The organism is Azoarcus olearius (assembly GCF_001682385.1).
In the GTDB taxonomy this organism is placed as follows: domain Bacteria; phylum Pseudomonadota; class Gammaproteobacteria; order Burkholderiales; family Rhodocyclaceae; genus Azoarcus; species Azoarcus olearius.
The window spans coordinates 4,368,139-4,380,117 of the sequence record NZ_CP016210.1; the positions used below are offsets into that span (position 1 = coordinate 4,368,139).

Below are 11,979 nucleotides of genomic sequence, written 5' to 3' on the forward strand. Positions count from 1 at the left end.
ATGACCCAGCCTTCACACCCGGCCCCTCCGTGCGCCCTGCCCGCCGCCCGCATCAGCGGCATCGGCCTGACCGGCCCCGCGCTGGACGACTGGCCCGCCGCGCGCGCGGTGCTTGCCGGCGAACACGCGTGGGTGACCGCGCCCACCCGCATCCCCACCCCGGATCTGCTGCCGGCGGCCGAGCGTCGCCGCGTCGGCGGCGTGGTCAAGCTGGCGATCGGCGTCGGCCTGCAGGCGGTGAGGGCGGCCGGCGCCGATGCCGCCACGCTCGCCACCGTGTTCGCCTCATCCGGCGGCGACGGCGCCAACTGTCATGCGATCTGCGAAGTGCTGGCGTCGGACGACCGCGCGATCTCGCCCACACGCTTCCACAACTCGGTCAACAACGCGGCCTCCGGCTACTGGGGCATCGCCGCTGGCGCGATGGCAGCCTCGACCATCGTGTCCGCCTACGACGGCAGCTTCGCCGCCGGCCTGCTCGAAGCGTTCGCGCAGCTGGCCTGCAGCGGCGCACCGGTGCTGCTGGTGGCCTACGACCACCCCTACCCCGTCCCGCTGGCTGCGGCACGCCCGATGATCGACGCGTTCGGCGTGGCCCTGCTGCTCGAACCCGCCGCGGAAGGCGACGGCGGCCCCCGGCTCAGCCTCGGCGGGCTGGTCGAGGCCGCGCCCGACACCCTGCCCGACCCGGCGCTGGAAGCCCTGCGCACCGGCGTGCCCGCCGCGCGCGCGCTGCCGCTGCTCGCCCGGATGGCGCGCGGCGAACCGGGCCGCTGCCGGCTGGAATACCTCGACGGATTGAGCCTCGCGCTCGACCTGCAGGCATGAGCGGCGCCGCGCAGCCGCCCGCCGCGGGCGTCGGGCACGACACGCGGCCGGGCACCGCGCGCGGGCGCGACTGGATTGCCGCGCGCATCCCGCATCAAGGGGACATGTGCCTGCTCGAACAGGTGCACGACTGGGACGACACCCGCATCCGCTGCAGCGCGCACAGCCATCGCGACTCTGCCAATCCGCTGCGCAGCGGCGGGCGGCTGGGCGTCATGGCCGGCATCGAGTACGCCGCGCAGGCGATCGCGGTGCATGGCGCGCTGCTGGCCGGCGCCGACGCGCCGCCCGCGCCGGGCTTTCTCGGCAGCGCCCGCGGCGTGGAATGCCACGTGGCGCGGCTGGACGACCTCGATACCGAGCTGGTGATCGAAGCCGAACGCCTGTCGGGCGATGCGCGCACGCTGCTGTACGCTTTTTCGCTCACTGCCGGCGGCCGCCTGCTGCTGGGCGGTCGCGCCTCGGTGGTGCTCGGCACCACGCCGGCCGCCAACGCTTCTTCCTGAAGGATTCCGCATGACGAACAAACGTGCCCTGGTCACCGGCGGCAGCGGCGGCATCGGCCGCGCGATCTGCGAACGCCTGGCCGCCGACGGGCTGGACGTGGTGGTGCACGCCAACCGGAACCTCGCCACCGCAGAAACTGTGGCCGCGGCGCTCCGCGCCGCTGGCGGCAGCGCGAGCGCGATCGCGTTCGACCTCACCGATGCCGCTGCAACGTCCGCCGCGCTGGAATCCATCCTCGCCGCCGGGCCGCTGCAGGTGCTGGTGAACAACGCCGGCATCCACGACGATGCGGTCTTCCCCGGCATGAGCGCGGCGCAGTGGCAGCGCGTCATCGACGTGAACCTCAACGGCTTCTTCAACATCACCCAACCGCTGACGCTGCCGATGATCCGCACGCGCTGGGGCCGCATCATCAACATCAGTTCGGTCGCCGCCATCGCCGGCAACCGCGGCCAGGTGAACTACGCCGCCGCCAAGGGCGCACTGCATTCGGCCACCAAGGCGCTGGCGCTGGAACTGGCCAGCCGCGGCATCACGGTGAATGCGGTGGCGCCCGGGCTGATCGACACCGCGATGAGCGAAGGCACGTTCGATGCGGCGGCGATCGCCCAGCTGGTGCCGATGAAGCGCGCCGGGCGGCCGCAGGAGGTGGCCGACCTGGTCGGCTTCCTCGCCTCGGAACAGGCGGGCTACATCACCGGGCAGATCATCTCGATCAACGGCGGGATGATCTGATGAGCACGGCGGCCAACGCACTGCACGCGGTGAGCGTGCACAAGACCGAAGCGCTGCTGTTCTTCACGCTGCTGCAGCTCGCGATCATCATCCTCGCGGCGCGCGCCGGCGGCGAGCTGGCGACGCGCCTCGGGCAGTCGTCCGCGGTCGGCGAGATCATCACCGGCATCCTGCTCGGGCCCTCGCTGTTCGGCTGGGTGGCGCCGGACCTGTTCGGCCAGGTGTTCCGCAGCGCACCGCCGGAGCCGATGCAGATCCTGTCGCAGATCGGCCTGCTGCTGCTGATGTTCCAGATCGGCCTGGAGTTCGATTTCGGCCACCTCACCGATCGCAAGCACCGCCGCACCGTGGTGTGGGTGGCCAGCGCCGGGCTGGTGCTGCCGTTCGGCTTCGGCTTCGGCCTCGGCTGGTTCGCCACCGGGCTGATGCCGGCCAGCGTCGAACCGCTGGCGAGCGGGCTGTTCGTGGCCACCGCGTTCTCGATCACCGCGCTGCCCATCCTCGGCCGCATCATGATGGAGTTCCAGCTCACGCGGACCGCGCTCGGCGTGATCGCGATCAGCGCCGCGGCGATCAACGACGTGGTCGGCTGGCTGCTGCTCGCGCTCGTGTCGACGCTGGCGGTGTCGCACTTCGAGCCTGCCGCATTCGCCACCAAAGTGGCGCTGGTGGGGGTGTTCTTCGCGGTCAGCTGGTTCGTCGTGCGTCCGCTCGCCAAGCGCATGGTGGCGCTCGCCCAGCCCAACCGCGGGCGCTTGTCGCCCAACCTGCTGGGCGCGGTGCTGGCGCTGATCTTCGCCGCCGGCATGACCACCTACCAGCTCGGCATCTTCGCCATCTTCGGCGGCTTCATGATGGGCGTGATCCTGCATGACGAGCACGGCCTGCGCGAAGCCTGGAACACCCGCGTCGGCCACTTCGTCACGGTGTTCTTCCTGCCCATCTTCTTCACCTACACCGGGCTGCGCACCGATGTCGGCAGCCTGGACAGTGCCGCCGACTGGGGCTGGTGCGCGCTGGTGGTGGCGCTCGCCACCGCGGGCAAGTTCTGCGGCTCCTATCTCGCCGCGCGCCGTTGCGGCCTCGGCCATCACGAATCCGGCATCCTCGGCATCATGATGAACACCCGCGCGCTGATGGAGCTGGTGGTGATCAACGTCGGCTACGACCTCGGCGTGATCTCGCGCGAGATGTTCACGATGCTGGTGATCATGGCGATCTTCAGCACCGTGGTGACCACGCCCTGCCTGCGCCGCTGGCTGCCGCGCATCGGTCATCCGCTGCCGAGCGTGGTGCGGGAGTGAGGCTCGACCAGCGGCTGCAGCAGCTAGAATGAACAACCCCCGCAATACGCAACACACGGCTTGAACGACACCGGCCACACCGGTGTCGACCTGCCTCTTCTTTCAGGAACCGCCATGCCCAAGGTCTTCATCGACGGCGAAGCCGGCACCACCGGCCTGCAGATCCGCGACCAGCTGCAGCAGATGCCGCAGATCGAACTCGTCTCCATCGCGCCCGAACTGCGCAAGGACGTCGGCGCCAAGCGCGAGCTGATGGCCGGCGTCGATCTGGTCATCCTGTGCCTGCACGACGACGCCGCGCGCGAATCGGTGGCGCTGATCGATGGCCTGCCGGGCAAGCGCCCGCGCATCATCGACGCCTCCACCGCGCACCGGGTGTCGCCGGGCTGGGTGTACGGCTTCCCGGAATTGACCGCGGGTCACGCCCAGGCGGTGGCGGGCGCCGAGCGGGTCGCCAACCCGGGCTGCTACGCCACCGGCGCGATCGCGCTGATCCGCCCGCTGATCGACGCCGGCCTGCTGCCGGCCGGCTTCCCGGTGTCGCTGCCCTCGGTCAGCGGCTACTCCGGCGGCGGCCGCAGCATGATCGAAGCCTACGAGGCCGGCACCGCGCCGCTGCACGAGGCCTACGCGCTCGGCCTCAAGCACAAGCACATCCCGGAAATCATGCAATACACCGGGCTGGAATGCCGTCCGCTGTTCATCCCCGCGGTCGGCAATTTCCGCCAGGGCATGCTGGTGCAGCTGCCGCTGCATCTCGACGCCCTGCCCGGCAAGCCGCGCGCCGCCGATCTGGAAGCCGCCTACGCGGCGCACTACGCGCAGAGCAACACGCCGGAGCAGTTCGTGCAGGTGCTGCCTGCCACCGAGGACGGCAAGCTGGACGCGCTCGCGCTCAACGACACCAACCGGCTCGAGATCCGCGTCTTCGCCAACGAGGAATACCGCCACGCGGTGCTGATCGCCCGGCTGGACAACCTGGGCAAGGGGGCCAGCGGCGCGGCGGTGCAGAACCTCAAGCTGATGCTGGGGCTCTGACGCGGCCCTGGCGCGGCGGTCGGGTCAGGCCCGGCCGCTCAGCCGCCGCCACAGCAACAGCGGCAGGCGCAGCACGAAGCCGGCGAACAGCCGGCTGTGCATCCACGTCAGAAGCGCGTTGTCGCGCCAGTAGTTGAAGTGCGACACGCCGCCCTCGTCGGCGCGGAAGTATTTCACCGGGGCATCGACGTTGATCGGCCGCACCCCGCGCCAAGCCAGCCGCACCACCGCTTCCGGATCGAAGTCGAAGCGGCGCATCCAGCGCTGGCCGCGCATCACCCGGCGCAGCGGCTCCACCGGATAGACGCGGAAGCCGTACAGCGAATCGCCGATCCCCATCCACAGCGTCTCCAGGTTGGCCCAGGCGTTGGACACCTTGCGCCCGCGCACCCGCAGCAGCGGCGCGCTGGCGTCGAACACCGGCTTGCCGAGGATCATCGCCGCCGGCGTCTTCATCGAGGTGTCCATGAAGCGCGGGATCAGCTCCGCCGGATGCTGGCCATCGGAGTCCATCGTCAGCACATGGGTGTAGCCGGCACGCGCGGCCTCGTCGAGGCCGAACAGCACCGCCGCGCCCTTGCCCTGGTTCTGCGGCAGCGCGAACACGCGCAGGCCGGGGTCGGTCCTGGCGAGTTCGACCAGTTGTTCGGCGGTGCCGTCGGTGCTGCCATCCACAACCACCCACACCGGGCTCCATTGCGCGCGCGCCGCCCGCACCGTGTCGAAGACCTTGGGGCCGGGGTTGTAGCTCGGGATCAGCACCGCATGGGTGGCGGAAGGCAGGGAAGTCATACGGCGGCCGCGCGGGGCGGTGGCAGGGTTCAGGCCGCCGGAGCGTCGGCGGCAGCCGCCGGGAACGGCGGGGGGACGAATTGTGCCCGCGCCAGCTCGTCGGCGAAATAGGCTTCAAGCGTGGCGCTGAACGCGGCAGCGTCCTTCGGCGGGTCGAACCGGCGGCCGAGCCGGATGCGGTAGTGGATCGGCATCGCCGGGCGGCGGAACAGCGGCCAGCCCTTGGACAGGTAGGCGGAGTCGGTCTCGATGATGAGGGTCTGCACCGGCACCTTGGCGCGGCGTGCGATCAGCGCGACGCTGGGCATGATCGGGTTGACCGGCGCGCGCACGGTGCGGGTGCCCTCGGGGAAGATCAGCAGCTGGCTGCCGTGGGCCAGGTCGTCGCAGGCCGCATACACCATCTGCAGCGGCTTCTCGTTGGGGATGTAGCGGGCCAGCCGCGAGCCGCCGCCGAGGAAGATGTTCTTGAGCAGCGCCGCCTTCATGATGCAGGCCACGTTGGGCAGGCGCGATATCACCATCACCGCGTCGAGCAGGCAGGGGTGATTGGGCGCCAGGATCATCGGCCCCTGGTCGCGCAGCGCATCGAGCGCGGTGATGTCGAAGCGGCACGCGCGCAGCAGCGAGAGTTCGCGGATGTAGATCCGGAACACCGTGGTGATCGCACGCCGCCCGATGCGGCGCCCGAGCCGTTCCGGCAGCAGCGGATACAGCAGGGCGGCAAACGGCGTCCATGCGAGACACATCAGCCCGAGGCTGAACAGCCCGAAGTAGAGGCAGAAATACTCGTAGAAGGCGGGAAACCGGCGCGGCACGGGTGGAACTCCGGGAGGGCTCAGTCCTGAACCTCGACCTTGCGCGACGATTCGCCCAGCACCCAGGCAATCGCGACGCCGGCGGCCCACGCGCGCTCGCGCTCGACCAGCGGGCTGTCGGCGAAGGCGGCGCCGCGCAGGGTGTCGTAGCGCACGAAGCTGCCCACCCAGTAGCTGTCGAAGCGCTTCGACAGCGCGGCGATGAACTGCGAGCCGGAATAGCCGCCGGAGGCGCGGTAGGCCGGGCGGTCGGGCAGCGCGTATTGCGGCTCGACGTCGTAGAAGTAGCGGTGCTGGCGCGCGTTGGCGAAGATCGGCCCCGCCATCACGCCGAGGTTCCAGCCCGAGTGGCCGAAGGGATCGACGTCGAGGTTGAGAAAGGGGCTGAAGGTGACGCCGACCGGCTTGACCGGCCCTTTGACCGCATAGCCGATCCGGACCGGCAGGCGCAGGTCGACACGCGCGTTGTGGTCCGCGGCGCGCCACAGGTTGATCTCCAGCGAGGGGCCGAACTCCACCGTGGGGCGCAGGTCGGGCATGCCGCGGCGGGCGCTGTTGCCCGAGCTATCCACCGGCAGCGAGGCCGCCAGGCTGAGGTTCAGCTCGACATTCTCGGTATCGAGGAAGACGCCGCGGATGCCGTCGCGGTCCGCCTTGAAGAAATCCCCGCGATAGACGAAGTAGGGCACGGCGATCGCGTGATTGCGCTGGCGCGACGAGCCGCGGTAATCCGGAAAGGACAGCACACCGACCCCCAGCCCGGCCTCCCACAGCGGTTTTTCCTCGGCCTGCGCGGCACCGGCCGCCAGCGCGCCGGCCACGGCAAGCGCGGCGGCGAAGGAGCGGCGCAACGCCGCGGCAAACGACTTCATGGATTCCATCCTCGGATCGGGTGGCCGCCGCTCGCCTCGATCTCGACGAGCAGTTCGGCGCGGCAGACGTCGGCCTGCACGTAGGCGACCGCAGCGCGCGGGCCGAGTCGGGCCTCGACCTCCGCGCGCACCGCGGGGTAGTCGGCGGCGTGGCGCACGTAGGCGATGTAGGCGAGGCTGTCGGCAGCGAAACGTTCGCCCCCGACGCGCCCGGCCTCGGTCAGTACGGCCTCGATGTTGGCCAGGGTTTCGACCGTCTGCGCACGCGCGTCACCCAGGTGCACGCTGCGGTGGCCGACGATGCTGGCGGTGCCGGACACGAACAGCAGTGTGCCGCCGCCGTGTTGCAGCAATGCGGCGCGCGAGAAGGTGGGGCTGCGCGGACCGTACTCCGCGGGGTAGTGGTAGGCGCTGAGCTGGCGCGGGTTTTCCACCGCGCGCGGACGCCCGGTGGTGGCGATGAAGGCGATCGCGAGCTCGCCGTCGGCGCTGCCGAGCGCGCACGCCGCCGGGACCTCCCCCGTGAGCGTGCGGCCGCTGGCGGCGAATGCGAGCTGGCGTCCGGCGTTGAAGGCGCGATAGCGCTCCAGCCCGAACTCCACCTGATTGATGCGCGGCAGGTAGTTCCACACCCGCAGCAGGCGCGGGTGTGCGAGCGCGTCCGCACACGCGAAAACCTCGGTAAAGGCGTGGGTGGTAGCCCGTTGCAGCGCGGTGGCGGGATCGGCGGCAGCGAAATCCGCTTCCGCCACCGTCAGCACGCCGAACAGCAGCCCATCCGCGCAGCGGTAATGCACCCGCCCGGCGTGTCCGGCACTCGGTTCTCCATCGAGCCGCCAGCCGGCCTGCCACACCGGCGCGGGTGCCAGCATCGGGGCGGCAACGCGCAACTGCGGCGCGGCGGTTGGCGGCGCGGCGGGCATGCCGAAGTGCAGCAGGCCGAGCAGGTCGGCCTCGCCGCCGGCGGCGCCCTGCCAGTCGAATTCCGGTACGACGGCAACCGTCATGCGTGGGACGCCATTTCCTGGTCTTCGACCGGGCGGATGTTGCGGCGGCGGCGGCGCAGCGCGGCCAGCGTACGCGGCAGATGGCGCAGCGCCGCGGTGTAGTAGATCAGCTTGAACACGGCGAGCGAGGCCCAGATCGGCGTCTTGCCGTAGATGTCGCCGGCCAGCAGCGAGATCAGCGCGTCCTTGACCCGCAGCGGGTTGCGCGGGCCCATGAAGAGGTCGCGCATCGTCGGGTTGGTCATGCGGTAGATGAACCACGAGAACTGGCGCGGGCCGTGGCGCGCGGCCTTGTCGAACCGCGCCAGCGCGGCGCGCTTCTGCGCCGGCTTGCGCAGGCAGGTGTCGACCGCCTCGGCGCCATAGAACGCGCCCTGCATCGCCAGCATCACGCCGGACGAGAACACCGGGTCGATGAAGGCGTAGGCGTCGCCCAGCAGCAGGTAGTGGTCGCCGTGGGTATGGTCGGTGGTGTACGAGAAGTTGCCCGTGGCATGCACGTCGGACACCAGCCGTGCTTCGCCCAGACGCTCCGCGAGCGGCGGGCACAGCGCGATCGTGTCGAGCAGGAAGGCGTCCAGGCTGCGGCCGTTGCGCCGCTTCATGTAGTAGGGCCAGGTCACCGCGCCGACGCTGGTGGCGCCATCGGCCAGCGGAATGAACCAGAACCAGCCGTGCTCGAACCAGTAGATCGAAATGTTGCCCTCGGCCGACCCGCAATGGCGCTTGGCGTTGGCGAAGTGGCCGTACAGGGCCGAGCTGTTGTGGTGCGGGTTGCGGTGCTTGGCCCGCATGCGGTTGGCGAGGAAGGTGTCGCGGCCCGAGGCGTCGATCACGAAGCGCGCCTGCCAGCGCTCGCGGCGGCCGTCCTCGCGCTCCGCGGCCACGCTGGCGCCGTCGGCGTGGAACTCGACGTCCTTGACCTTGCAGCCCTCGATCACCTCCGCGCCCTTGCGCGCGGCGTTGCGCAGCAGGATGTGGTCGAACTCGGAGCGCCGCACCTGATAGGCGTACGGCATCGACTTGTCCCAGGCGTCGGCGAAGCGGAAGGTCTGGGTGCAGTCGTGATCCGGCGAGACGAATTCGGCCGCGTGCTTCTCGATGCCGATCGCGCGCATTTCGTCGCCGACGCCCAGCTTGTCGAACAACTGCAGATTGGCGGGCAACAGCGATTCGCCGATGTGGAAGCGCGGGTGGTGGTCTTTCTCGAGCAGGGTGACGCGGTGGCCACGCTCGGCGAGCAGCGTGGCCACCGTGGAGCCGGCGGGCCCGCCGCCGATCACCAGCACATCGCAGTCGCGCTCGCTCACCTCGGCCGCTGCGCCCGTGGCCGGGCGGGAAAAGGGTTTGTCTACCGCTTGGTCGGCAATGTTCACGGCTTGTACACCATCATCTTCAAGGTTTCAGGATGACCGGTGATGTCCTTCACCCGGCCCTGCTTGTCCCACTCCACCTGGTATTCGCCGAAGCTCGACCACCACAGCCGCCACACCGGCGCGTCGAGGCTGCGGTTCTCGCTCGTCAGCGGGTAGCCGACCGCCATGATGACCTGCTCGCGCGTCATCCCCTTCATGACCTGGCCGGCGCGGATCGCGGCCTGCACCTGCTTGGGGTAGGTGGCCAGCTTCTGGTTCGGGTCCTCGATCACCACCAGCTTCGATACCCAGCGCTCGGTGCTTTCCTCCGCCCTGCCGTAGTCGTGGCCGAGGCGGAACGGCTTGCCGCCCAGATCGACGTGGGCGCGATCGCGGCCGTAGCTCAGCACCTTGATCGGCGTCCCGGCGGGCACCATCGGCAGGTTGGCGTAGTTGGAATCGCTGATCCAGTCGCCGTCGTAACGCAGGTTGCAGCAGGTGTAGCCCTGCAGCAGCGGACTGGCCAGCGTGGTTTCGGTGGTCTTGCAGGCGCCCAGCGCGGCGACGGCGGCAAGCGCTGCGAGTGCGCGGCGCAGCAGCCCGGCGGCCGCGGGCGGATTGGCGGCAATCGGCTTCATCGTGACCCTCCGGCAGGCATCCCAAGCCGCGGACTATACCGCAGCCGCCATACGGGTTGAATGCACTCTGACGCAGTTCGCGAACGATATTGCGCGGCGGCGGTCCCGGCCCGCCGCTCAGGCGTTCGGCGGCAGGTAAAGGCTCTCCTTGATCTCCTCCATCACCACGTAGCTGCGCGACTCGGCCGCGGCCGGCAGCTTCAGCAGGATGTCGCCCAGCAGGCGGCGGTACTCGGCCATTTCGGCGATCCGCGCCTTGATCAGGTAGTCGAAATCGCCCGACACGAGATGGCATTCCATCACCTCGGGGATGAACAGCATCTCCTTCTTCACCCGGTCGAACACGTCGCCCGATTTCGCCGACAGCTTGATCTCGACGAACACCAGCAAAGGCTTGCCGAGCGCATGGGGATCGACGCGGGCGTGGTAGCCGGTGATCACGCCGCTGCGTTCCAGACGGCGCACGCGCTCGGTGCACGGCGTGGGCGACAGCCCCACCCGCTGCGCGAGTTCGGTCATCGGCAGGCGCCCTTCCTTCTGCAGCAGGTCGAGGATGCGGCGGTCGATGCGGTCGAGCGCGACGCCCGCGCGGCCTCCCGCCTTCACCGCCGCCCCCGTCGCGGAGCCCGCCGCGCGGGTTTCAACGGAGAAACAGCGCGAAGACATCCAAATTCGGAATTTTTCACCGTGTGCCCCATTTCAATAAGAGAAAGTCACTGCACCAGTGCGGCTAAAGTGCACTTAATCACCACAAACGGCAAGCATAGGCCATGCATATCATCGTCCTCGGCAGCGGCGTCATCGGTACCACCACCGCCTGGTATCTCGCCCGCAACGGCACCCGCGTCACCGTGCTCGACCGCCAGCCGGCACCGGCGCTGGAGACGAGTTACGCCAACGCGGGCCAGGTTTCGCCGGGCTACTCGACGCCGTGGGCGGCGCCCGGCATTCCGCTGAAGGCGCTGAAGTGGCTGTTCCAGCGCCACGCGCCGCTGGCGATCCGCCCGGACGGCACGCTGTTCCAGTTGCGCTGGATGCTCGCGATGCTGGCGCAATGCCGCGCCGGCCGTTATGCCGAGAACAAGGCCCGCATGATGCGGCTGGCCGAATACAGCCGCGACTGCCTGCGCCAGTTGCGCGCGGACAGCGGCATTCACTACGAAGAACGCAGCCGCGGCACGCTGCAGCTGTTCCGGACCGAGGCCCAGTACGAGGCGGCGGCGCGCGACATCGCGGTGCTGGAGGCCTGCGGCGTGCCCTTCGAACTGCTCGACCGCGACCACCTGGCGGACGCCGAACCCGCGCTCGCGGCCCGGCGCGACCGTCTGGCCGGCGGGCTGCGGCTGCCCAACGACGAAACCGGCGACTGCCGGCTCTTCACAGCCCGCCTCGCCGCGCAGGCGGCCGAGCTGGGCGTGGACTTCCGCTTCGGCATCGACGTGCGCGGGCTGGCGCACCGCGGCGGCCACATCGACGGCGTGCGCATCGGCAGCGCGGCCGGCGAGGACGTCCTCAAGGCCGACCGCTATGTGCTCGCGCTCGGCAGCTATTCGCGCGCGCTCGCCGCCAGCCTCGGGCTGGCGCTGCCGGTGTATCCGATGAAGGGCTATTCGCTCACCGCGCGGCTGGTGGACGCGGCCGCCGCGCCGGTGTCCACGGTGCTCGACGAAACCTACAAGATCGCGATCACCCGCTTCGACGAACGCATCCGCATCGGCGGCATGGCGGAGATCGCCGGCTTCGACCTGCGCCTCGACCCGCGCCGCCGGGCCACGCTGGAAATGGTCGCCGGCGATCTGTTCCCCGGCGCGGCCGACCTGGGCGGCGCCGAGTTCTGGACCGGGCTGCGGCCGATGACGCCCGATGGCACCCCCATCGTCGGCGCCACCCCCTACCCCGAACTCTTCATCAACACCGGCCACGGCACACTGGGTTGGACAATGGCCTGCGGTGCCGGCCAGTTGCTTGCCGACCTCGTCACCGGAAAGCGTCCGGTGATCCGCCACGACGACCTCGCGCTGGCCCGTTATGGCAAAGTGACGACCGGCCGCGGCAGCGGCTTCGACCTGTCCCCCGCGGCCTGAA

Annotated in this window: 13 protein-coding genes; 6 read left to right on the forward strand and 7 right to left on the reverse strand. The window is 70.1% G+C overall.

Annotation, left to right across the window (positions count from 1 at the left end):
* From dqs_RS19965 to argC, 5 genes are all read left to right on the forward strand, one after another.
* On the forward strand, positions 1 to 828 hold the full coding sequence (locus dqs_RS19965; RefSeq protein WP_065341540.1) for a beta-ketoacyl synthase chain length factor: 828 nt from the start codon (positions 1 to 3) through the stop codon (positions 826 to 828).
* On the forward strand, positions 825 to 1,334 hold the full coding sequence (locus dqs_RS19970; RefSeq protein ID WP_084018722.1) for a hotdog family protein: 510 nt from the start codon (positions 825 to 827) through the stop codon (positions 1,332 to 1,334). Before dqs_RS19965 ends, dqs_RS19970 begins: the two co-directional genes overlap by 4 nt.
* A 10-nt stretch (positions 1,335 to 1,344) precedes the next feature.
* Positions 1,345 to 2,070: a 3-oxoacyl-ACP reductase FabG gene (fabG, locus tag dqs_RS19975; RefSeq protein WP_065341541.1), complete on the forward strand. Its 726-nt coding sequence runs from the start codon at positions 1,345 to 1,347 to the stop codon at positions 2,068 to 2,070.
* Positions 2,070 to 3,374: a cation:proton antiporter gene (locus dqs_RS19980; protein WP_011767637.1), complete on the forward strand. Its 1,305-nt coding sequence runs from the start codon at positions 2,070 to 2,072 to the stop codon at positions 3,372 to 3,374. Before fabG ends, dqs_RS19980 begins: the two co-directional genes overlap by 1 nt.
* A 114-nt stretch (positions 3,375 to 3,488) precedes the next feature.
* Positions 3,489 to 4,412 carry an N-acetyl-gamma-glutamyl-phosphate reductase gene (argC, locus tag dqs_RS19985; RefSeq protein ID WP_065341542.1) on the forward strand — a complete coding sequence of 308 codons (924 nt, stop codon included), beginning with the start codon at positions 3,489 to 3,491 and terminating at the stop codon, positions 4,410 to 4,412.
* A gap of 24 nt (positions 4,413 to 4,436) precedes the next feature.
* On the opposite strand, the gene dqs_RS19990 is transcribed toward argC, so the two are convergent.
* From dqs_RS19990 to dqs_RS20020, 7 genes are all read right to left on the reverse strand, one after another.
* Entirely contained in the window at positions 4,437 to 5,204 is a 768-nt protein-coding gene (locus dqs_RS19990) for a glycosyltransferase family 2 protein (RefSeq protein WP_065341543.1), read from the reverse strand.
* A gap of 29 nt (positions 5,205 to 5,233) precedes the next feature.
* Positions 5,234 to 6,022, reverse strand: a complete 789-nt coding sequence (locus tag dqs_RS19995; protein ID WP_011767640.1) for a lysophospholipid acyltransferase family protein — start codon at positions 6,020 to 6,022, stop codon at positions 5,234 to 5,236.
* Between the two features lie 20 nt (positions 6,023 to 6,042).
* Positions 6,043 to 6,894, reverse strand: a complete 852-nt coding sequence (locus dqs_RS20000) for a MipA/OmpV family protein (RefSeq protein WP_065341544.1) — start codon at positions 6,892 to 6,894, stop codon at positions 6,043 to 6,045.
* Entirely contained in the window at positions 6,891 to 7,901 is a 1,011-nt protein-coding gene (locus dqs_RS20005; RefSeq protein WP_065341545.1) for a chorismate transformation FkbO/Hyg5 family protein, read from the reverse strand. Before dqs_RS20005 ends, dqs_RS20000 begins: the two co-directional genes overlap by 4 nt.
* Positions 7,898 to 9,277, reverse strand: a complete 1,380-nt coding sequence (locus dqs_RS20010) for an NAD(P)/FAD-dependent oxidoreductase (protein ID WP_084018725.1) — start codon at positions 9,275 to 9,277, stop codon at positions 7,898 to 7,900. Before dqs_RS20010 ends, dqs_RS20005 begins: the two co-directional genes overlap by 4 nt.
* A complete protein-coding gene (locus dqs_RS20015) occupies positions 9,274 to 9,894 on the reverse strand; it encodes a hypothetical protein (RefSeq protein WP_011767644.1) in 621 nt (206 codons plus the stop codon). Before dqs_RS20015 ends, dqs_RS20010 begins: the two co-directional genes overlap by 4 nt.
* A 117-nt stretch (positions 9,895 to 10,011) precedes the next feature.
* Positions 10,012 to 10,560, reverse strand: coding sequence for a winged helix-turn-helix transcriptional regulator (locus tag dqs_RS20020; RefSeq protein WP_236778711.1), 549 nt, complete (start codon positions 10,558 to 10,560; stop codon positions 10,012 to 10,014).
* Between the two features lie 104 nt (positions 10,561 to 10,664).
* Here dqs_RS20020 and dqs_RS20025 point away from each other — a divergent pair, with 104 nt between their 5' ends.
* Positions 10,665 to 11,978, forward strand: a complete 1,314-nt coding sequence (locus dqs_RS20025) for a D-amino acid dehydrogenase (RefSeq protein ID WP_065341546.1) — start codon at positions 10,665 to 10,667, stop codon at positions 11,976 to 11,978.
* Position 11,979: the final 1 nt, after the last annotated feature.